The 21045-nt window shown below is 58.6% G+C and carries 30 protein-coding genes; all 30 read left to right on the top strand.

Translation table 11 applies throughout. The features are described 5' to 3' along the window. The first annotated feature begins 10 nt into the window (after window positions 1-10). The 30 genes from BBG20_RS12680 (at window position 11) to BBG20_RS12540 (ending at window position 20999) form a co-directional block, all read left to right on the top strand. Entirely contained in the window at window positions 11-784 is a 774-nt protein-coding gene (locus BBG20_RS12680) for a helix-turn-helix domain-containing protein (protein ID WP_065903837.1), read from the top strand. Next, window positions 784-1446 carry a replication protein P gene (locus tag BBG20_RS12675; RefSeq protein WP_065903833.1) on the top strand — a complete coding sequence of 221 codons (663 nt, stop codon included), beginning with the start codon at window positions 784-786 and terminating at the stop codon, window positions 1444-1446. The genes BBG20_RS12680 and BBG20_RS12675 overlap by 1 nt, the downstream gene beginning before the upstream one ends. Then, complete coding sequence (locus BBG20_RS33140) at window positions 1439-1648, top strand: hypothetical protein (protein WP_065903828.1); 210 nt, start codon at window positions 1439-1441, stop codon at window positions 1646-1648. Before BBG20_RS12675 ends, BBG20_RS33140 begins: the two co-directional genes overlap by 8 nt. Further along, window positions 1645-2940, top strand: coding sequence for a tyrosine-type recombinase/integrase (locus tag BBG20_RS12665; protein WP_065903826.1), 1296 nt, complete (start codon window positions 1645-1647; stop codon window positions 2938-2940). Before BBG20_RS33140 ends, BBG20_RS12665 begins: the two co-directional genes overlap by 4 nt. A 2-nt stretch (window positions 2941-2942) precedes the next feature. Next, on the top strand, window positions 2943-3230 hold the full coding sequence (locus tag BBG20_RS12660) for a hypothetical protein (RefSeq protein ID WP_065903824.1): 288 nt from the start codon (window positions 2943-2945) through the stop codon (window positions 3228-3230). Continuing rightward, a complete protein-coding gene (locus BBG20_RS12655; RefSeq protein ID WP_065903822.1) occupies window positions 3227-3544 on the top strand; it encodes a hypothetical protein in 318 nt (105 codons plus the stop codon). The genes BBG20_RS12660 and BBG20_RS12655 overlap by 4 nt, the downstream gene beginning before the upstream one ends. A gap of 3 nt (window positions 3545-3547) precedes the next feature. Continuing rightward, complete coding sequence (locus BBG20_RS12650; protein WP_065870011.1) at window positions 3548-3901, top strand: antiterminator Q family protein; 354 nt, start codon at window positions 3548-3550, stop codon at window positions 3899-3901. Window positions 3902-4114: 213 nt separating this feature from the next. After that, window positions 4115-4444, top strand: coding sequence for a phage holin, lambda family (locus tag BBG20_RS12645; protein ID WP_046068884.1), 330 nt, complete (start codon window positions 4115-4117; stop codon window positions 4442-4444). 117 nt (window positions 4445-4561) lie between these two features. Further along, complete coding sequence (locus tag BBG20_RS12640; protein ID WP_065903818.1) at window positions 4562-4903, top strand: HNH endonuclease; 342 nt, start codon at window positions 4562-4564, stop codon at window positions 4901-4903. 159 nt (window positions 4904-5062) lie between these two features. Next, the gene (locus BBG20_RS12635; RefSeq protein WP_065903816.1) at window positions 5063-5551 is read left to right on the top strand and encodes a terminase small subunit; all 489 of its coding nucleotides are present in this window, start codon (window positions 5063-5065) and stop codon (window positions 5549-5551) included. A 3-nt stretch (window positions 5552-5554) separates the two neighbouring features. After that, complete coding sequence (locus tag BBG20_RS12630; RefSeq protein ID WP_065903813.1) at window positions 5555-7234, top strand: terminase large subunit; 1680 nt, start codon at window positions 5555-5557, stop codon at window positions 7232-7234. A gap of 2 nt (window positions 7235-7236) precedes the next feature. Next, complete coding sequence (locus BBG20_RS12625) at window positions 7237-8451, top strand: phage portal protein (protein WP_065903811.1); 1215 nt, start codon at window positions 7237-7239, stop codon at window positions 8449-8451. Then, complete coding sequence (locus BBG20_RS12620; RefSeq protein ID WP_058425397.1) at window positions 8438-9079, top strand: HK97 family phage prohead protease; 642 nt, start codon at window positions 8438-8440, stop codon at window positions 9077-9079. Before BBG20_RS12625 ends, BBG20_RS12620 begins: the two co-directional genes overlap by 14 nt. Continuing rightward, on the top strand, window positions 9076-10272 hold the full coding sequence (locus tag BBG20_RS12615) for a phage major capsid protein (RefSeq protein ID WP_058425396.1): 1197 nt from the start codon (window positions 9076-9078) through the stop codon (window positions 10270-10272). The genes BBG20_RS12620 and BBG20_RS12615 overlap by 4 nt, the downstream gene beginning before the upstream one ends. A gap of 65 nt (window positions 10273-10337) precedes the next feature. After that, window positions 10338-10694 (top strand): hypothetical protein, encoded by a 357-nt coding sequence (locus BBG20_RS12610; protein ID WP_065903808.1) that lies wholly within the window; start codon window positions 10338-10340, stop codon window positions 10692-10694. After that, window positions 10695-10994 (top strand): head-tail connector protein, encoded by a 300-nt coding sequence (locus BBG20_RS12605; RefSeq protein WP_065903805.1) that lies wholly within the window; start codon window positions 10695-10697, stop codon window positions 10992-10994. After that, window positions 10994-11335 (top strand): phage head closure protein, encoded by a 342-nt coding sequence (locus BBG20_RS12600; protein WP_065903802.1) that lies wholly within the window; start codon window positions 10994-10996, stop codon window positions 11333-11335. Before BBG20_RS12605 ends, BBG20_RS12600 begins: the two co-directional genes overlap by 1 nt. Then, on the top strand, window positions 11328-11774 hold the full coding sequence (locus BBG20_RS12595) for an HK97-gp10 family putative phage morphogenesis protein (RefSeq protein WP_065903799.1): 447 nt from the start codon (window positions 11328-11330) through the stop codon (window positions 11772-11774). Before BBG20_RS12600 ends, BBG20_RS12595 begins: the two co-directional genes overlap by 8 nt. Beyond that, window positions 11771-12136: a DUF3168 domain-containing protein gene (locus BBG20_RS12590; RefSeq protein ID WP_065903796.1), complete on the top strand. Its 366-nt coding sequence runs from the start codon at window positions 11771-11773 to the stop codon at window positions 12134-12136. The genes BBG20_RS12595 and BBG20_RS12590 overlap by 4 nt, the downstream gene beginning before the upstream one ends. A gap of 87 nt (window positions 12137-12223) precedes the next feature. Then, complete coding sequence (locus tag BBG20_RS12585) at window positions 12224-12967, top strand: phage tail tube protein (protein WP_065903794.1); 744 nt, start codon at window positions 12224-12226, stop codon at window positions 12965-12967. A gap of 9 nt (window positions 12968-12976) precedes the next feature. Next, complete coding sequence (locus BBG20_RS12580; RefSeq protein WP_065903791.1) at window positions 12977-13336, top strand: phage tail assembly chaperone family protein, TAC; 360 nt, start codon at window positions 12977-12979, stop codon at window positions 13334-13336. Continuing rightward, a complete protein-coding gene (locus BBG20_RS33135) occupies window positions 13333-13644 on the top strand; it encodes a phage tail assembly protein T (protein WP_083221373.1) in 312 nt (103 codons plus the stop codon). The genes BBG20_RS12580 and BBG20_RS33135 overlap by 4 nt, the downstream gene beginning before the upstream one ends. Before the next feature lie 3 nt (window positions 13645-13647). Continuing rightward, a complete protein-coding gene (locus BBG20_RS12570) occupies window positions 13648-16512 on the top strand; it encodes a phage tail tape measure protein (protein ID WP_065903787.1) in 2865 nt (954 codons plus the stop codon). Window positions 16513-16558: 46 nt separating this feature from the next. Beyond that, window positions 16559-16897, top strand: a complete 339-nt coding sequence (locus BBG20_RS12565) for a phage tail protein (protein WP_065903785.1) — start codon at window positions 16559-16561, stop codon at window positions 16895-16897. Next, window positions 16894-18072, top strand: a complete 1179-nt coding sequence (locus BBG20_RS33000) for a hypothetical protein (RefSeq protein ID WP_065903783.1) — start codon at window positions 16894-16896, stop codon at window positions 18070-18072. The genes BBG20_RS12565 and BBG20_RS33000 overlap by 4 nt, the downstream gene beginning before the upstream one ends. A 5-nt stretch (window positions 18073-18077) precedes the next feature. Then, window positions 18078-18452, top strand: coding sequence for a hypothetical protein (locus BBG20_RS12555; RefSeq protein ID WP_226939965.1), 375 nt, complete (start codon window positions 18078-18080; stop codon window positions 18450-18452). A gap of 59 nt (window positions 18453-18511) precedes the next feature. Beyond that, window positions 18512-19195: a phage minor tail protein L gene (locus tag BBG20_RS12550; protein WP_065903775.1), complete on the top strand. Its 684-nt coding sequence runs from the start codon at window positions 18512-18514 to the stop codon at window positions 19193-19195. Between the two features lie 2 nt (window positions 19196-19197). Further along, on the top strand, window positions 19198-19968 hold the full coding sequence (locus BBG20_RS12545; protein WP_065903772.1) for a C40 family peptidase: 771 nt from the start codon (window positions 19198-19200) through the stop codon (window positions 19966-19968). A 42-nt stretch (window positions 19969-20010) separates the two neighbouring features. After that, a complete protein-coding gene (locus BBG20_RS31775) occupies window positions 20011-20361 on the top strand; it encodes a hypothetical protein (protein ID WP_083221372.1) in 351 nt (116 codons plus the stop codon). Window positions 20362-20411: 50 nt separating this feature from the next. Further along, entirely contained in the window at window positions 20412-20999 is a 588-nt protein-coding gene (locus BBG20_RS12540) for a tail assembly protein (RefSeq protein ID WP_065903768.1), read from the top strand. Window positions 21000-21045 lie beyond the last annotated feature (46 nt).

Raw genomic sequence — 21045 nt, 5'->3', positions numbered from 1 at the left:
TGTTCAAGCAATGTCCTGGGCGCTCTCTCTGCCCACTGAAACCCTGAAAGACTCGAGCGCGCGTCACGTGCTGCTGTGCCTTGCCAACTACGCCGGATCGAACGGCACAGGGGCCTTTCCGTCCGCCTCTACCTTGGCCCAGGACACAGGGCTTTCCGAACGCACCGTCCGTTACAAACTCGACGACCTGGAACAGTCCGGGCTGATCAAGAAAGGCAACCAGGCGATCGCCGCGGTTCATATCGATCGCCATGACCGCCGCCCAGTCGTTTATGACCTTCAAATATTGCGGGGTGCAAATACTGCACCCCGTACAAAGCGGGGTGCAGATGACGCAACGGGGTGCAACCCACAACAGAACGGGGTGCAGGCTGGAACAGAACGGGGTGCAGCAGCTGCACCCAATCCATCACCTAACCATCAAGGAACCGAAGAGCAGCAGCAGCGCGAGATTGATGCTGTGATCGCTGGACAGAACAGCGCCGCTCTCGAGCCGCAGGATGATCGCCAGCGCTTCGCCATGTTTGCCACCTGGGTGCCAAACGAAAAAGCTCTGTCCGACCAGATCGCCATTGCTGGACTTCCAGCGGGCTGCATCCCTGACGAAGCGGTTCGCAAGTTCAAGGGCTTCCACTGCGCCAAGCCGAACACTCTCGATTCCGGATCCGGATGGTGCTACCGCCTGGTTCAGTGGGTGAAGCGTGAGCGAGTCCAGGCAGCAGGCCGAGGGCAGGAGCCTGATTTCAACGACACAAGTTGGGGCGATGACCTGGGAGGTCTGTGATGAAGTCTGTTTCGAGTGTGCTGCAAATTTTGCCCAACGTGGCATCGGCTGATGTCACGCCAGTGAAGGCGGATGCGGGTACTGTCCAGGTTATCAACGCGCTGTTCCGCGAGTTGATGGCGATCTTCCCGGCATGGAGGCAGGCGTGGCCTGATCAAGAGGCCGTCAAAGCCGCGAAAGCCACATGGACCAAGGCGTTCATGGCCGAGAAAATCACGAAGGTCGAGCAGATTCGCTTCGGCATCGAGCAGTGCCGGAAGCTCGGCTCTGACTTCGCGCCGAGCGTCGGAAAGTTCATAAAACTGTGCCAGCCCACGCCAGAAATGCTTGGGCTGCCACCGCTCGAAACGGCTTTCCGCGAAGCGTGCCGTAATGTCCATCCGTCGATGGCCGGCCAAGCCAACTGGTCTCACGATGCGATTTGGCACACAGCCAAGGAGTCGGGTTTTGAGAGTTTGAACCGCCTTGAAACCTCGCTGGCGCGCAAGCTGTTCGAACGTAACTACGTGATCACCGTGCGCCGTTTGATCGATGGATTGCCTCTCCAAAAAATGCCGCTGGCATTGCCCGCCCGAGTTGATGGCTGCCGTACACCAGAGATCGGAAACAGAGCGCTAGCCGAGTTGCGTGCCATGCGATCGGGGGCTACCCATCATGGCTGACCGCCGCCTCGCTGTTCCCAAGGTCGATACCTACCGTTGGGCCGTATTTTGCTGCTCTTTCAAACTGGACTTGGGCGATTTGCCTGACCATGCCTTGGCCCTGTTCGCGGATGAGGCTATGGCCCGTCGCTATGGGGCCTGGATGTGGCCGCAGACGTACCAGGTCATTGACCGCCTTTCCGCCCAGGAGGGCACCCATTGAACACTCAAATCAAAACCCTGACGGTCAAGCTGTCGGATGCCGAGATCGCGCGCAACGCCAAGCTTGAGCATGTGCGCGACCTACGGGACGCCAGTCACCCAGCGCTGCATTTTCGCTTTGCCAAGAACCGTGCGCGCGGCTCCTGGTACCTGCTGCAGAAGCGGCAGTGGCATCGCATCGGAGCCTATCCAGACCTGAACACCAAGCAGGTGATCGCCGCGTTGCCTGCAGTGCGCCTTCGCGTGGCGGCTGACGGTGCGGCAAGCGTGTCGGGTTGGCTGACCGTCGGCGAGCTGCTCGACTGGTTCGCTGAGCGCATGGCCAAGTCGCGGGCACTGTCCGAGAAGCGCCGTGCTGCCATCAAGTCTGCGATCAGCTGTCAGCTCAAACCGCGGCTGAATGACCTGCTGCTCAACGACGTCAACGCGCAGACCCTGGACAAGCTGCTGATGTGGCCGGCCCAGGCCGAACTGTCGCTGTCGTATGTGCAGCAGCTGTTCCGCCTTGTCGCCATGGCCTTCCGCCAGGCGCGCAAGCTCGATCTGATCCCCGTCAATCCGGTGGCCGAACTCAAATTCAGTCAGTTCACCACGGCGCGCATTCAGCCCAAGCCCGCGCGCCTGCGCGATGTTCAACTGGCCGATCTGGTGACGTTGTTGGCCGACCGTTTCGACAGCGCACCAGGTGACGCCGTGCTGGCCTTGATGATGCTGTGCCACGGCACCCGCATTGGCGAAACCCGTCAGGCCCGGTGGGCTGATATTGCGCTGCCAGAGCGCGAGTGGTTCCTGCCGGCCGAACACACCAAGACCAAGACCGAGCTGCGCGTGCCGTTGACCGACCAGGTTACCGCGCTGCTGCGTCGTTACCGTGACCGCCAGACTGCCCAGGGCTACAGAGGCGCTTTCCTGTTCCCGTCACGCCGTGGCAAGCCGCTGAGCGACAACCAGGCGAGCGCCGTATTCACCCGGTTAGGGCAGGGCGCCTGGACCAGTCACGACCTACGAAAGGTGGCCCGAACCGCGTGGACTGATCTCGGCGTCGACGGTCACATTGGCGAGATGCTGCTCAACCACTCGCTGGGCAAGATCGCCTCGACCTACATCAACACCCAGGCCAAAGAGCAGCGTCGTCTGGCCTTGGTGAAGTGGCACAACTGGTTAGATGCGCGTGGCTTCAAGGCGATCCATGAGCAGACAGGCGTTAGATATGAAGATTCGCAAAACCTCGTCGACGCCTTGAACGGCGGGGCCTGCGAGCCAGAACCACAATTTGTTAAGGGCGAGGTTTAAAAATGGCTAATCAAGTACGTTTTACCCCGCTTCCCGAGTTGATCCGGCTGGCAGAAGCCGCGAAAGCCAGTGGATGTGAACTCTGGGAAATCCTTGGTGATAGGAGCCAGATGTATCCCGCTCAAGGCGATCTGATCGAATTCTGTGAGGCTGCTACCCCTCATGCCTTCCTGGCCTTGGTGGCAATGAGCCGCGAGCATATGGAGGAAACGCATCGAGCCCGAGCCCGCTGCGGCCAGCTTGAAGCAGAACTCTCTGAGCTTCGCGCTCAGTTGCCGGAGGCCATATGAAGAAGTCTCACGGCCCAGCATTCCGCGCCGCCCAGCTTGACCTGGCCAAGTGCCCGGCATGCCGTGGCCGGGCAGTGATCAATGGCGTATTCCATGAGCTGGCCTGCGTGCAGTGCAGCGCCTCGGGCTGGGTCACCGCTGAAACCGGTGAGGCGCTGCCGCTGGAGGTTCTGGTGACGCAGCTGAGCATTCGGCTCCAGGCTGCCGAGCAACAGATCGCGCAGTTCAACTGCTTCAAGCCTGCCGGTGCAGAAGCGCAATACAACGAGAACAACCGTCGCGGCGCCGGCGGCACCAACTACACAGGGGATTGAGCCATGGCCTTCACACCGAGCTTTAAAGAACGCACCGCCGAGGATCTGCTGGAGCATTGGGGCCGCTGGGTAGTGCTGGGCTCTGGCGTGTCCTGCTGCGCCTCCCGCGAGAACACCATCCTGTCGCCGATGATCACCGACGATGATGCGCTGATGATTGATGGCTTGATGGGTCGACTGCTCAAGCGCTACCCCGAATGCGGCCAGGTGCTGATGAAGTACTACACCACCCGCGACAGCTCATTGATGGAGGTTGGCAAGAAAATGGGCTTCGGTGAAGAGAAGACGCGCGGGCTTTGGAAGGCGGGTATTGCCTGGATCGATGGGGCACTGGATATCCGTCGCCAGGCTGCTTGACAGCCCCGGTCCCTGCATATAGATTTCAGTTACTTTGCGGTTTTTCCGCGAGCAAAGCCCGACCCTAGAGTTGGGCTTTTTGCTTTCTACACTTCCTTGAGCCTCGGCATATGCCGGGGCTTTTTCGTTTTCGGCTCCACCACACCCATTGCTCCGAGCTGGGAGTGCTGCTGGAGCCGGATCTATTCACTCCCCGAAAGGGAGGAACCTGAGATGCCGAACATGCCAGACAAGCCAGACACCTGGGCATTGATGCTTGCGTGGCTGAGCCAGCATGCGCCGATCCTGTACCCGGCCGGGCTGTCCTTCGCCATGGCCGTGTTGCGCATCACCTATGGTGGCGGCTCGCGTCGCCAGATGCTGGTGGAGGGAGTGCTGTGTGGTGGGCTGACCCTGACCATAATCAGCGGCCTGGAGTTCTTTGGGCTGCCGCAGAGCATGGCCACCTTCGTTGGTGGTTGGGTTGGCTTCCTGGGTGTGGAGAAGATCCGGTCGATTGCTGATCGTGTGACTGACTTCAAGCTACCAACCAGGACTCCTTAGCGATGGCCTGCAGTGGATGCGTCGCTCGTCGTGCAAGAGCAGTCAAGTGGATGAGGATCGCGGCAGAGCGCGCTGCCTCCGTTCTTTCCGCCAAACCACATGATGGAGCATCACCTGATGGGAAGGCTGAAGACGCTGGCAAACAGGGTCAAGACCCAGCCTGATCGCCTCGTGGCGGTGAATACCAACTCATGGCGAGCCACCAAGGAAACCGCCGCCCAGCGTGGTTACGGATACAAGTGGCAGAAGGCGCGAGAAGGCTGGCTTCATGCCCATCCACTCTGCGTGTACTGCGAGCGACTCGGACGAGTGACAGGAGGCTCAGTTGTCGACCACATCGAGGCTCACCGCGGCGATATGGCGGTGTTCTGGGATCGCAACAACTGGCAGACCCTGTGCAAGCCATGCCACGACTCGGTTAAGCAGGCCGAGGAAGCTGGTTCTGCGCGGTCCTGGTAGCTCCGACTCAAATGAGAGGAATTACTATTAATGGCGCACCGAAATGGTGCAATAGGTAGCCTCAATGGTGGGGGGGGTCTAAATATAGGGGGTTTATCGATTCCAGACCGCGCCCGATCCCATTCGCACTTTTTTTCCCGACCCCAAGGTATTTTGTTAATGGTGTTAACAGACAAACAACGACAGTTTGTTGACGCTAAGGCTCGGGGTGCGTCAAACAAAGAAGCAGCGGAAGCCGCAGGATGCAAAGCCTCCACGGCATCTGCTGCCGGCTCCCGCTGGGCAAATGACCCGAAGATTTGCAGTGCAATCCTTGCGCGCCGATCCGAGCTGAGTGTTAAACCCGAAAAGCAGCGCAAGCAGAAAACGAGCGCTGCGGACCACGCACCAGAACAGGATGAGGCCGGCGGCGAGTACCTCGACTGCCTGCCCAATACAGAAGACCCTCTCGCATGGCTCTTGGCTCTGATGAATGAGCCCAGGGCAAAAATCTTTGACCGCCGAAACGCAGCTCAGACTGCCGTGCCTTATGTGCACGGCAAAAAAGGTGACGCGGGCAAGAAGGAAGAAAGAGCGCAAGCCGCGAAAGAGGCTGGCAAAGGCAAGTATTCCGCGGGCAAACCGCCGCTCACTGTAGTGAAGAGGTAGGCCATGCAATGGACAACTGCCTGCCCAGACTGGTGGCGGCGGCTCTCTGCCGGCGAATCAATAATTCCACCGCCCCTTTTTCCGGCCGAGGCCGAAGAGGGGTTGGAGGTCTTCCGCTCGCTGAAGATAGTCGACGCACCAGGCTGCCCGACAATCGAATCTGCGTGCGCGCCCTGGGTGATCGACTTTGCCGGGGCAATTTTTGGAAGCTACAACAGCGAGACAGGCCATCGCCTGATTAGCGAGTATTTCCTCTGCATCCCCAAGAAGAATTCCAAGTCCACGATCGCCGCCGCGATCATGCTGACGGCACTGATCCGCAATTGGCGGCTCGAAGCCGAGTTCATCATCCTGGCCCCGACTAAAGAGATCGCCGACAACGCCTTCAAGCCTTGTGCGGCAATGGTCAAGCACGATGAAGAGTTGAGCGCGCTGCTCCATGTGCAGCCGCACCTGAAACTCATAACTCACCGCGAGACCGGGGCTACGTTGAAGGTAGTGGCAGCCGACAGTGATGTGGTCGGTGGTAAAAAGGCGGTGGGCGTACTGATCGATGAGGCCTGGCTGTTCGGTAAGAACGTCAAGGCCCCGGATATGATCCGAGAGGCCACCGGAGGCCTGTTGTCCAGGCCTGAGGGCTTCATTATTTGGCTGACGACTCAGTCAAACGAGCCACCGGCCGGCATCTTCAGATCGAAACTGAGCTATGCCCGCGGTGTGCGTGAGGGTCGGATCGAGGATCCGCGCTTCCTGCCGGTGATCTATGAGTTTCCGCCTGAGATGATCGAGAGCGGAGAGGCCCGGCGGCCTGAGAATTTCCACCTGGTAAACCCCAACATGGGGTACTCGGTGGACAGGCCAACGCTCGAGCGCTTATTTATGCAGGCCGAGATGGATGGCGAAGCTGAGGTGCGCGGCTTCCTCGCCAAATTCCTGAACATCGAGATCGGCCTCGCGCTGATGTCGGACAGTTGGGTGGGTGCTGACTTCTGGGAGCCTCAGGCCGAAGCCGGCTTGACGCTCGACTCACTCATCGAGCGTTGTGAGGTGATCGTCGTCGGTGTCGACGGTGGTGGCCTCGATGACTTGCTGGGCCTGGCAGTCATGGGTCGAGTTCGTGACTCGCGCACCTGGCTGCACTGGGCTCATGCATACGCTCACCCGTCTGTGCTTACACGCCGAAAGACCGAAGCGCCTCGCCTTATGGATCTCGCGGCGGTTGGTGATCTGACGCTGGTGAAAAAGATCGGTGATGACGTCGAGCACCTCGCCGCGACGGTGGCGCGCATCAATCAGGCCGGACTGCTGGACAAAGTTGGCCTTGACCCCGCCGGCATCGGCGCCGTGCTTGATGCTCTGGCTGACGCCGGCGTCGAGGAAGACAAAATTATCGGCATATCCCAGGGCTGGAAGCTCACCGGTGCGATTAAAACCACCGAGCGAAAACTTGCTGAGGGCGCGTTTTTGCACTGCGGACAGCCGCTGATGGCCTGGGCGTGCGGTAACGCCAAGGGCGTGCCGTCGGCAAACGCATTCCTCATCACCAAGCAAGCGTCGGGCACCGCGAAAATTGACCCACTCATGGCCACGTTCAACGCAGTTTCGTTGCTTTCTCTGAATCCAGAGGCGCTCGGAGGCATGGACGACTACCTCAATAACGGCTTTTTCGGACTAGTAGGCTGACCATGGCATTTAATTTGTTCAGGCCAAGCACCTGGGGATTTTTCGGTTACACCGATCCGGCGACGGGCAACTACGTCGAGGTCGATCTTGAGGTTGGAGGAAAAACCACCAAAGCGGGGATCAAGGTAACCACCAAAACTGCGCTCTCAATCAGCATGGTCTGGTCGTGCGTGAAAATCCTTTCCGAATCGCTTAGCGGCCTTCCGCTGAAGCTTTACGAAGATGGCAGCGAAGGTCGAAAGCAGGTCGTAAAAAATGATGGGGCGTTGAAGTTGCTCCAAAAACCAAACCCCTACATGACTATGCTGAACTTCCTCAAGTTCGTGGTCGTGAACATGGCGCTGCGCGGCAACGCCTTTGCCCTGATCGAACGGAACAGGCACGGCGACCCGATAGGGCTTGTTCCGCTGGATTGGCGGACCGTCAAGATCGACACCGAGGCCGACCTCATCTACTGGGTGACACCCAGTGAGGGAGATCCTTACCCGGTTTCTCCTGAACACATGCTCCACTTCAAGCTGTTCAGCCTGGACGGCGTAGTCGGCCTTTCGCCCATTGAGCACCAAGCCGAAACCATGGGCCTTGCCAAGGCTGGCCAGCAATGGTCGGCGCGGTTCATGCGCAAGGGCGGCTTCACCGGCGGGTACGTGATCTACGACCAATTCTTGACCAAGGCCCAGCAAGCCCAGGTTATGGAGAAGTTCCCGGACGTGCGCAAGGCGGATGCCGACGACATTGGGAAAATGGCCATCCTGCAGGGCGGCCCGAAGATTGAGGCCGCCGGCATCACACAGAAAGATGCCCAGTTCATTGAGTCCCAGCAATTCCAGGAAGAGGCGTTAGCCGGCATTTATGGCGTGCCTCTATGGCTTGCCAACCGCGCCGGTAAGACCTCGATCATGGGCTCGAACCTTGAGCAGCAGCTCACCGGGTTCATCACCTTCGGACTCAAGCCCTACATCGACGTGGTGGAGGACGAACTCAACGACAAGATCTACCGGGCCAAATCACGCTTCGTCGAGTTTGCTGTCGAAGGTCTGCTGCGCGCCGACAGCGCAGGTCGGTCCACCTACTACGGCAGTGCGCTTGGCGGTTCTGGTGGGTCAGGATGGATGACCATCAACGAAGTCCGAGTGAAAGAAAACCTGCCTCCCCTGGAAGGCGACGAATACAACCGGGTCACCCGGTGGGAGATGGATAAAAATGGCGAATCTTGAAGTTCCGTTTGAGCTCAAGTCCGTTGACGAGGCCGGCAACTTCGAGGGCTACGCCGCGGTATTTAACAACGTGGATCTGGGCGATGACGTGATCTTGCCTGGCGCCTTCACACGCGTGAAGGCAACCCGTGGCGGCAAGCTGAAACTCGCTCTCTATCACGACCTTACGCGACTGGTAGGCGCTGCTGACTACACCCAGGACGATCACGGCCTTCTACTTAAAGGGAAGGTCAACCTCAACGTCAGCTACGCCCGCGATGCCTACGAGCTGATGAAAGCGGAAATCCTAGACAGCATGTCGATCGGCTTCAATACCATCAAGGCAGATTTCGAGGACCGCGCCGGGCGGCGTGTTCGCCTCATCAAGGAGGCCGAGCTGTGGGAGGCCTCCTTTGTACCGTTCGGAATGAACCCTGAGGCTCAAGTCCTTAGCGTCAAGTCGGACATCAGGCTTTTCGAGAAGGCCCTGCGCGAACGCGTGGGGCTCTCGCAGAAGGAAGCGGCAGCAGTCGCTTCGCTCGGCTATACCGCGCTACGCCGTGATGGCGGCAGCGAGGCCACGGCGATCGTGGATGAGCTGAAAGACATTTCCAACCTGTTCACCCACCATTTCGGAGTATCGCCATGAGCGAAGTAAAAGAACTGAAAGAATCCCTTGATCAGCAGCTGAAAAGCGGCTTCGAGGGCCTGCAAAAGAAATACGATGCCGCCATGGACGAAGTCCAGAAAGGCAACAAGGTCACCGGCGACCTGAAGAAGCAGATCGAGGACCAAAAGGGCGATCTGCAAAAGGTTATCGACCAGGTCCAGGACCTGGAGCAGAAGGGCGTCAAGTTGCGCGGCGGCCCGGGCGAGGGTAAATCGTTCATCGATATGATCAAGAGCGATGACAGCTACAAGTCGCTGTCTTCGAACTCGGCGAACCGTGCCGAGATCGAGGTCACCAAGTCTGATCTGGCCGCCATGAAGGAAGTGAAGGTCACCAGCGCTGGCATCGTTGCGCCGATTTACGACCAGATCATCCAGCCAGGCATTCGCCAGGAACTGCGTATTCGCGACCTGCTAACCGCCATCCCGGTCACCGGGCAGAGCTACACCTACTTCCGCGAGAAGCTGCATACTCGCGGCGCTGCTCCGGTAGCAGAAGGTGGCACCAAGCCAACCAGTGACGTGACTTTTGAACCGGTAACTGACCGCGTCAAAAAGATTGCGGTATGGATGCCGGTAACCGAAGAAGCGTTGGCCGACGTGCCCCAGATGCAGGGGTACATTCAGGAGTTGCTGCGCTACGACCTGAAACTGGAAGAGGAAAACCAGATCCTCAAAGGTGATGGTACTGGCGAAAACCTGAACGGCCTCATGACCCAGGCCACTGTCTACGACGCCGCCTTGAACAAGGCCGGCGACACCTCGATCGACATCGTGCGTCGTGGCATCTATCAGGTGCGCAAGCAGTCCAAATTGTCGGCAGATGGCGTCGTGATGAGCGAGCTCGACTGGATGAACATCGAGCTGCAGAAGGACGGTGAAAACCGGTATCTGTTCGCCAACTTGCAGGGCCTGGTTACCCCGATCCTCTGGGGCCGTCCCGTCATCACCTCGGACAGCATGGACGAGGGCGATGCGGACGACGGCGGCGAATTCCTGATTGCCAACTTCGCCCGTGCTGCAATCCTCTTCGATCGTATGACCTACCTGTTCAAGATGGGTCTGATCAACGACATGTTCATCAAGAACATGATGGCGTTGCTGGCAGAAGAGCGTCTGGGCCTCGGCGTGCGCCGCAAGGAAGCTTTGGTCAAGGGCAACTTCCCCAAGTAAGCCTGAATTGCACGTGACCATCACAAAGCCGGCATAGCGTCGGCTTTTTTGTTTTTGGAGGCATCATGAATATCAAAGCTCTGTGGGGTTTTGTAGGTAACGCCGAACTACTGGGGGCCGAATCGCCGAAGGTAAAAAGTGGGCAGGAGTTCCAAAACGTCGATGAAGAGTATGCCCATGTGCTGCTCGGCAAGGGCTTGGCGGTAGAGCTTGACGCCAACGGCAAGCCTAAAGTGGCGAAGCCTAAGAACACCAAGCCCGCCGCTCCTGATGAGAACAAGGCGGCTGCTGAGAGGGCGGCGGCAAACAAAGCATCGGAGGAAAAAGCGGCCGCTGAAAAGGCGGACGCAGAAAAAGCCGCTGAAGAAAAGGCCGCTGAAGAAAAGGCGGCTGCTGAGAAAGCCGTCAAAGAGGCCAAGTAAATGCTCGACATAACCACCGTGAAGATGCATCTGCGAGTCGATGGTGACGAAGAAGGCGCACTGATCGGTGGCTATCTCGAAGCGGCCAAGGCCCACGTCGAACAGCACTGCGACCGTAAGCTCGTGGATGGTGACCCGGTCGATCCCGATGAAATGGGGCTTACCCGGGACGTTGAGCAGGCCATTTTGCTGCTCGTCGGGCACTGGTACTCAAATCGCGAGGCCGTGGTCATGGGTGGTGCGCCGTCGGCCGTCCCTCTCGCAGTCGACAGGCTGCTCTGGTACAGGAAGCGCTTCTGATGCAGGCCGGAAAACTGAGGCATCGCGTTCGTATCCAGCACAAGGTGACATCACAGCACCCGGTAACTGGCGAACAGCTGACTGAGCAGTGGGTTGATTTGGCGAAGGTCTGGGCTTCTGTCGAGGATCTAAGCGCCCGCGACTTCATTGCGGCCCAGGCAATTCAATCTGAGGCCAAAAGCCGGGTTGTTATTCGCTACCGCGACGGAATCACCGCTGCAATGCGGGTTGTGCTGGATAGCGGTGCTGTTTGCGCAATCGTGGGGCCACCCCTGATGGATCCGAACTCGCGGAAGGAATATCTCACGCTGTTGGTGTCTTCGGGGGTGAGCGATGGCTGATTGGGTCTCGTACAACCTCACCGGTGCCGATGCGCTTTCGGCCAAGTTCAAAGGTCTGACGGAGGAGATGCGCCGCAAGGTGGTCACGCCGGCGGCCAAGGACGCCATGGATATCGTGCTGCTCGACGCCAAGGACCGCGCGGCCCGCATCGATGACCCGGAAACCGCCAACTTCATTCCGGCCAACCTGGCGATGGTGGAGCGCAAGGCTCTGGGCGAAGAGCTTGGCGCCGTGATCATATCGGTAGGCGTGCGGATGCGTAAGAAGGGACAGAAGGGCGGCAACACGTTCTACTGGTGGTGGGTTGAGCTTGGGACCGAGAAGAACCGGGCAAAACCGTTTCTCCGGCCGGCCCTGGCCAACAACCGCGAGCAGCTGTTCCAGGAATTCCTCAGCTCGGCGAAGTATCAGCTGATCAAGCTGGGGGTGAATGAATGACAGCGCCAATTTTTCAGGTGTGCGCCGCGAGCCTTGCAGTCACTGCACTGCTCGGCACCGGCCCCACGCGACTATATCCGCATGGCGAGGCGCCAGAGGGGGTGGCGCGACCCTATGCCGTCTGGCAGGTCGTCAGCGGCTCGCCGATCAACTTTCTTAACTGCGTGCCAAGCACAGACCGATATGGACTTCAGGTCGACGTGTACGCCGAAACCGCCTCTTCAGCTGAGGACGTGGTGACGGCTCTGCGCCGGGTGATCGCGCAACATGCATACGTCACTGGTTTCGGTATCGACACCAAGGACAAAGACACCCACAGCTATCGCAAAGGCTTCGACGTGGCCTGGCTTGTGAGTTTGTAGCCGTAAACCAGAAAACAACGACCCGCTTCGGCGGGTTTTTTTATGCCCGCTCAAAAGTGATTTTCCAGGAAAATCGGGGAGTACAAATTGACCATTAAAACCCAAGGCACGGACCTCTACGCCATTGACCCGCTCACCAAAGCGATCTTGGTTGTGGGCTGCTTCACCTCCCTGGACGGGATCGATACCAGCATTGCGCAGATCGAAACCACCTGCATGAACTCCAGCGCGCGGGAATACGAGGCAGGCCTGGCTGAGCCAGGTTCAGCGTCGTTCGGTTTGAACATTGATCCGCAAGAGCCCGCGCACGTGCGCTTGCACCAGTTGAAAACCGCCGGTACCAAACTCCTCTGGGCGATCGGCTGGTCTGACGGCCGCGTGGTGAACGCCCAGGGCGATCTCGAAGGCATCCCGCCGACCGTAACTCAGGAAGGCTCTCTCTCGGCAATCAGCCTCACCAGCGGCGGCACTGGCTACACCTCGGCCCCGGTTGTTGCTTTGACCGGTGGCGGCGGCACAGGTGCTACGGCTACGGCCATCGTGTCGGCCGGATCGGTGACGGGTTTCACCATCACGAATGCGGGTTCCGGTTACACCTCGGCACCGAGCATCGCGCTCACAGGCGGTGGCGGCGGTACCGGCGCGGCCGCAACTGCTGTTGTTGGCTCTGAAGTCGATTTCGATCTGCCGAACACCCGCACCTGGATCACCTTCGAGGGCTACATGAACAGCTTCCCGTTCAGCTTCGCGCTGAATGACGTTGTGAAGTCCACCGTCGGCATCCAGGTATCGGGTGATCCGGTATTCGTCCCTAAAGTCATCGCGCCGTAAGGAAAAAGCATGGATCTCAGCATTCAGGCATTGAAGGCCGCTGGCGCCTTCTCGCCGCCACCGGTTAAAAAAGACATCGCTTGGCACTCGGGTGGCAAGCCACAGAAAGCGACTATCTACATCCGGCAGGAGTCGTTTGTCGAGCTCACCGAGCGCTGGAAAGAGCAGGACAAGGGCCACGATTACCTGGCAACCAGAATCGCTGCCAATGTCCTCAAAAAAGACGGCACGCCGGTGTTCACCGTTGAAGACGTAGTCGGTTCGGAAGCTTCTGGCCACGGGCCCCTGTCCGCTGAGCTCACTATCGTCCTGCTCAATGCGATTTCCGAGGCGAACGGCGCTGGCCCGGCTGACAAACCAAAAAAATAGGGCCCGCCGAAGAGTTCTGGCATGAGCTGGTACTCAACGGCATCGGCGGGCGGACCATTGCTGAGGCGAAAGCCAACCTCACGTACAACGAGGCGCTTTCGTGGATGGCATATCTCGAGCAGAGCGGAACGGCGAACCTGGGCCTGAGAATGGAGCGGGGCTTCGCCCTGCTCGCCACCATTCTGAACAACGTGCACGGCGGTAAGGCCAATTTCGAAGACTTCCTGCCGAAACGTGGCGAAGTAGTTGATGAAGCTGAAACGTCCGCGCAGGACCTGTTCAGGTTGTTGCAGTCGGTCAAGAGGTGATTTATGGCTGTTGATTCACTTGGCCAACTGACGGTCGACCTGGTCGCAAACACCGGTGGCTTCGAAAAGGGCATGGACCGTGCTGAGCGAAAGCTCAAGTCCACCACCAAGGAAGCCGCCTATCAGGCCAATCAGTTGGATAAGCTGGTTGGCCGCATCGACCCCGTCGTGGCGGCCTATGGGCGCCTGGATAAAATGGAGGAGCAGCTCCAAGCCCATCGCAAGGCCGGTAGGCTGCCGACCGCCGATTTCGACGTTTACAAGAAAAAGCTGGATGAGCAGCGCGCTGCAATTGAGCAAACTGACAAGGTCATGGCCAAAAACGGCCAGACGGCCAAGCAGTACGCTGCCAACTTGCGCGGCGTGCCTGCGCAGTTCACAGATATCGCTGTATCGCTGCAGGCCGGTCAGAACCCCATGACGGTGTTCTTGCAGCAGGGTGGCCAACTCAAGGATATGTTCGGTGGCGTGGTACCCGCGGCCAAGGCCCTGGGCGGCTATGTGCTCGGGCTGGTAAACCCGTTCACCGTTGCGGCGGCCGCCGCTGCCGTGCTGGCCCTAGCTTATAAGCAGGGAAGTGACGAGGCCACGGCCTATAGCACCTCTCTGGCGATGACCGGAAACACCGCAGGCACCACCGCCGGTCAGCTGTCCACCTTGGCCCAGCAGATCGCGCAATCCAACGGCACTGTCGGCAAGGCCGCTTCTGTGTTGGCGCAACTGGCGGGATCTACGCGTATTCCGGTAGAGGCATTCGAGGGCATCGCTGCTGCGGCCGTCAGGTTTGAGTCGGCGACGGGGCAGGCAGCCGACGAGACCGTCAAAAACTTCGAGAAAATCGCCAAGGACCCGGCGGCCGAGATTCTGGAACTCAACGAGTCGATGAACTTCCTGACGGCCACGACCTACGAACACATCAAGGCTCTGCAGGAGCAGGGCAAGACACAGGAAGCGGCAGCACTTGCCAACGACACTTACGAGCAGGGGCTCAACCGGACTTCCGAGTCGATCAAAAAGAACCTTGGCTATCTGGAAATTAGCTGGAATGGCGTAAAAAACGCCGCCAAAGGTGCTTGGGACGCTGCCCTCAACATTGGCCGGGCAGACACGCTTGACCAGCAGATCGCCGCGCTGGACAAGCAGCTTAACGATATCGCCAATGCGCGAAAGCTGAACAAGGCCGACGGCTTCAATAACCTGGTGCCTGACGACAGCTTTCGCGTCGATGCGCTGGAGGCTGAGAAGACTCAAAAGTTGGTGATGAAGGCTGAAGAGGATCGCCGCGCCGCTACCCGGGGCTATCAGCAACAGCAACAACAGCAGGCTCTGGCTGACCAGGTGTCCCTGGACAAGCTGCGCAAAGAGACGGAAACCAACGCTGATAAACGCGCTCGTGAACTGGGCGAGTATCGGATGCTGGTGGAGCGTCGAATCATCCAGGCGCGCGCCTCTGGCGATAAGTCGTTGCTGATCTCCCCGGGTCAGCAGGCCAAAGACATCGCGAACATCAACGACAAGTACAAGGATCCAAAGGCTCCCAAGACAGCCCAGTACCGCGAGGATGCTGGAATCAAGGCGCTCGACCAGGCAAAACAGCAGTACGCCGTTCTCCAGCAGCAGAACGCCCTGATCGGCGACCAGTCGGCGGCCAGCCAAACCCTGGGCACCAACGCTAAAAAGCTGGTGGAATTCGAGCAGCAGCTGGCCGACATCAAGGGCAAGAAAACCCTCACTGCTGACCAGAAATCGCTGCTGGCCAACCAGGAGCTGATCACGGCGCAGTTGAAGCGCAACGCCGCTCTCGAAACTGAAAACACGTTGCGCGAAAAGGGTTTGGAAACCCGCAAAAAGCTCGCCGCGTTTGATGAAAACCTGAAAAGTCAGCTCGCCAGCGCTCAGCAGGGTCTGGATAACAACCTTGCCGGCATTGGCATGGGTGATGAGCAGACCAAGCGTCTGCAAGCGCAACTGAGCATCCAGCAGTCCTATCAGTCGCAAATGGACAAGCTGACCTCGGACTACAACAAGAGCAACAAGGATCAGTTCAGCACGGAGCTGTACGACAAGGAGACCCAGGCCCTGCAGTCCGCACTGGACAAGCGCCTGGCCATGCAGGCCAAGTACTACGAGGACGAGGATCAGGCCAGGGGCAATTGGACGTTGGGTGCGTCATCAGCGTTCGACAACTACCTGGATCAGGCCCGGGATGTCGCGGGGCAGGCGAAGTCGGCCTTTACCTCGCTATATGACGGCCTCACCGATGCCGCCGTAGATTGGGCCTTTGGCGCTGATCAGAGCTTTGGCGATGTGGCAAAAAGCTTCGCCAAGATGATTGCCAAAATGGCCTTGCAGTCAGCGGCTTCGAATGTGTTCAGCAGTATTGCCGGCAGCGCACTTGGCGCCGCCGTAAATGGAGCATTCGGAGGTGGCAGTGCACCGGTTTCCGCCGGTAGCACTGCCGCGGGCTACACCTCGCAGTACGGGTTCGATGGTGGCGGTTACACCGGCCCAGGTGGAAAATTCGAGCCAGCCGGCATCGTTCACGGTGGCGAGGTGGTGATCCGGAAGGAAGTGGTTGATAAACCGGGCATGAAAGATTACCTGGTAAGCCTGAACAAACGCGGATATGCCGATGGCGGATACGTGGGTCTCGCCAACGGTCCGGGCGTGAGTGCTTCACCGAGATCTGGCGTGACCATACAGCAGACCATCATGGTTCAGGACTCCGGCAATGGATCGCCAGATGACGCCCAGGGCCAGGCTGTAGCACAAGCCTATGCAAAAGCGGCAAAACAGGGAGCCCAAGAGCAGATCGCCCGAGATCTGAAACCGGGCGGTCAAATTTGGGCGGCCATCAACGGTCGCTGATCAGACCCCGCTCCGGCGGGGTTCTTTTTTTGCCGAGTGATGAAATATGGCCATTGAGGTTTTTACGTGGTGCCCGAAAGTCGAGCCGGTTGGCACCACAAGCTTTCGAAACAAGTCGGCGAAGTTCGGGGATGGCTACGAGCAGCGGGCCAAGGACGGCATAAACAATAGATCTGAGTCCTGGCCGTTAACCTTTGTTGGTGCCAGGGCAAAGATCATGCTCATCAAAGACTTTCTGGATGCCCGGGCCGGCGCCGATCCTTTCTACTGGACGCCACCCTTGGGCACCCAGGGGCTTTTTCGCTGCGACAGCTACCAGACTTCCCCCCTGGGAGCCGAGATTTTTTCACTGACAGCAACCTTCGAACAGGCATTTCACCCATGAGTATTATTCCTCTCAACATCGGCTCCGCGCCGAACGATGGGAGTGGCCAGGATCTGCGTTCAGGTGGCCAGGTCATCAACGCCAACTTCTCCGAGCTAGATCAGCGCACTTCAGCTGCGCAGTCAGCCGCGCAGGGCGCGCAGGCCACGGCAGATGCTGCTATTCCTGGGACACAGAAGGGACAGCCGAATGGCGTGGCAGCGCTCGACGGAAACGGCACGGTCCCCGCCAGCCAGCTGCCGAGCTACGTGGACGATGTGCTCGAGTTCAACAGCTTCGGCACGCTCCCCGTCACTGGTGAGACCGGCAAGATCTACATCACCATCGACACCAACAATCAGTACCGGTGGAGCGGAACACAATACGTTCTGCTCACTGCTTCGCCAGGGTCTACCGACTCGGTACCTGAGGGGGCGGTAAATAAGTATTGGACCCTTGCGCGCACCCTCGGAAGCGTACTCACCGGTCTGGTAACAACGAATCCAGCGGTGATCGTGGCGACTGACACAGTCATTGCGGCATTCGGCAAGCTTCAGAAGCAGATCACTGATCTTTCTTCGGCCGTGACAAGCAAGGCGACCAAAGGATCAAATGGGGACATCACCGAAATTACAGGACTTACCACTCCCCTGTCGGTTAGCCAGGGCGGTACAGGTTCAGCATCTGGCGTTCCGGAGATGGCCGGTGCATCAGCAGGCGCAGCGGGCACCAAAGGGCTTGTTCCTGCTCCACCTGCGGGCGCGACTCGCTTCCTATCAAGTCTTGGGACTTGGCTATCAATAAATGCGTCTGCATCGTGGGGTGCTATCACTGGAACGCTCTCGGATCAGGCGGACCTCAAGACGGCCTTGGATTCAAAGATGACCGGGTCGCCACAGCAACTATGCACGGCTTGGGTTAACTTTGACGGGACAACTGGTGCAATAAAAGGGAGTTACAATGTCGCCAGTGTAACTCGCAGTGCTGTCGGAACTTACCGCATAAATTTCATCACTCCCATGATGAACATTAACTACGTTCCGGTGTGTTTATCTAACGTGCTGACTGCCACAGACCAAGGAAACCAGGCTTATCCCGTCGGTTTAAATCTTGCCTATGTTGACGTGGTAAATCGGGTTAGCGGAGCTTTTATTGATCGTCCTTTCTACGGCGTATCAATTACTGGGGGAAGATGATGAGGATGTTATTTAACAATGAAGGATTTGTGGTCAATCTAGCTGAAGAGATTGATATTGACGAATACGCACTACTGATAGGCGGAACAGTTGTGCAAATGGTTTCCGATCGCCCTAGTGATAGGCATCAGGCGCTAATGACCGGCGAATGGGAAGTGCCGAAGGATGTCATTTACGCCGAGAACATTCTCACTGAAAACCAGTGGCGCGACTCGCAAATGCCAACGGCCCAGCAAAACGTCACTGCCATCGAGTACGGTGAGGAAGGCATTCCCGGCACCGCCCAGGAGTGGCAAAAATACTGGCTGGCCCTGCGCAAGTGGAACGAAGCCAACCCCGACTTCCCCGACAGCAGCAAGCGCCCAGTCGCGCCAAGCTGATCTGCTACCGAAAAGCGATACCCGCCATGAGCGGGTTTTTTATTGCCCGAGGAAACCGTATGCCGATTACGGCCGACATCCAGACCCTGGAGCCCGGCGCGTGGGTGGAGCTATTTGAGCTCGATGCCACGTTGCTGGGTGCTGAGCTTTACCGGTTCCACGGATACCCGCAGGAATCGTCGATCTTCTGGCAGGGCCTGGAGTACTCACCGTGGCCTATCAAGGCCGGCGGCTTCGAAATGACTGGTCAGGGCGCGCAGCCCACGCCGACGCTCTCCGTCGGCAACGTCGGTGGGTTTATCACCGCCCTGGTGCTGTACTTCGAGGACCTGGTGGGCGCCAAGCTTATTCGGCACCGCACGCTGGGCAAGTACTTGGACGGGCAGCCCGAGGCAGATCCTGAGGAGGAGTTGCCGCCGGACATCTGGTACGTCGAGCGCAAGGCCTCGGAAGACAACGAGGTAGTGCAGTTCGAACTGGCGTCAGCTCTCGATTTCCAGGGCGTTCAACTGCCCCGGCGCCAGATCGTGGCCAACGTCTGCTGGTGGCTTTCCTGCGGCGGATATCGCGGCCCGTACTGCGGGTACAACGGCCCGCCAGTAGCAGACGAAAACGACATCATCATCACCGATGCCGCGAAGGATAAGTGCGGAGGGCGGCTCACCAGCTGCAAGCTTCGCTTCGGCGCCAATAACCCGCTGCCGTACGGATCGTTTCCGGCCGCCGGCCTGATCAGGGCATAACCATGAACAAAGCAAGCAGGGCAGCGATCGAGGCCCACGCGATCGCCGAGTACCCCCGCGAGTGCTGCGGGCTGTTGGTGCGCGAGGGCCGCAAGGAGGTCTACGTGCCTTGTCGCAACACCGCCTCGACGCCAAGCGAGCATTTCCGCCTGGCGCCGGAGGACTACGCCGGCGCCGAGGACCGTGGCGCGATCCTGGCAGTTGTGCACAGCCACCCGGACTACCCAGCAGCACCCAGCGAAGCCGATCGCATCTCTTGCGAGGCATCAGGCCTGCCCTGGCACATTCTGGAGGTGCGGAAGGGAGACGACGACGTGGTGCGCGTCGGCGAGCTGGTGAGTTTTGCGCCGGTCGGGTACGAGGCCCCGCTGATTGGCCGGGCCTTTTCGCACGGCGTCAGCGACTGCCTGAGCATCATCCTCGACTTCTACCGCCGCGAGATGGGCATTGAACTGGGCGACTTCGATCGAGAGGATGGCTGGTGGGATAAAGGCGGCAATTTGTACCTGGAGAATCTGCCGGCCGCCGGCTTCCAGAAGGTCTCGACGCTGCAGCACGGCGACCTGGTGTTGATGCAGATCCGCTCACCGGTTCCCAACCACGGAGCGATTTACCTGGCCGACGGCGTGCTCAAGACTGAGCCGGAGCACTACCCCGCGCCGGGGTCGATTCTGCACCACCTGTACAACCGAGACAGCAAGCGCGACGTGTACGGCGGCTACTGGTCCGAGGTGACGGTCGGCTACTGGCGGCACCGGGACGCCAAGCCCTGATCAAAATGGTATCGTCGGCTCAAATCACATGGAGTTGACGATATGCGTATTTTTTTTGGGGTGGCGACGGTCTTGTTGCTGGCTGGATGCTCAACGCCATCAGACTTGATGGCTCAAAAGCCAGTGAGCACTCAGGTTTCACAAAAGCTGCCTAAAGCACTTGCCCTGTGTGTGTACCCTGCTTGGCAGGACTATCGCTCAAATGCCGTCATGAACGAGACTACATCCGGATTCCGCATTGTCGCAGGCTCGGATACTGGACAGACCGATGACGTATTGGACATTGTTCTTTCTGATCAGCGAAACGGTAGCATTATCAAGCATTACCAGCGTGCATCTTGGTCGCAAATAGGTCGAGGAGGGCTATCTTCAGCTCTAAATCGATGTCTCTAAATCATTTAAGAAGGCCGCCCAAGGGCGGCTTTTTTTTGTCTGGAGTTTTTATGAATAGTTCTGCTTCAGAATCGAAAATGCAGATCGTTTTGCTCTCTGGTTCACTCGCTCGCCTTTTTGGGCGAGAACACAAGGTCACTACCTCCGCAGGGTTCAAAGACGTGATGGGGTATTTCAAGTCTCAGTTCCCAGGCTTCGAAAAATACATGATTGAAAGCTCTGGCAAGGGTTTGCGATTTGCAGTCTTCAATGGGCGTAGCAACATCTCTGAGGCCGATCTTGAAAAGCCGACTGGCAGGGATGTGATTCGTATTGCGCCAGTAATTTCAGGGTCAAAGCGAGCGGGACTGTTGCAGACGATCATCGGGGCAGTACTAATTGCGGTCTCATTCATCCCTGGGTTTCAGCCGCTATTCGGCGTCGGGTTGGCGTTGGCGGCAGGCGGCGTTATTCAAATGCTCAGCCCTCAAGCTAAAGGCCTCGGCACCCAGGATGGCCCAAACAACAGACCCAGCTACAGCTTCAACGGACCGGTCAATACCAGCGTTCAGGGCAACCCTGTCCCACTGCTTTACGGCAGGATGATTGTTGGCAGCGCGGTGATCAGCGCCGGCATTTACTCCGAAGACCAGATGTAACCGCCCATCCACCACCAGGCCCGTCACCGAGCGGGCTTTTTTTTGC

It is taken from the genome of Pseudomonas aylmerensis (assembly GCF_001702265.1).
In the GTDB taxonomy this organism is placed as follows: domain Bacteria; phylum Pseudomonadota; class Gammaproteobacteria; order Pseudomonadales; family Pseudomonadaceae; genus Aquipseudomonas; species Aquipseudomonas aylmerensis.
Note: the sequence above shows the minus strand (reverse complement) of the source record. Positions and strands in the feature narration are given on the sequence as shown.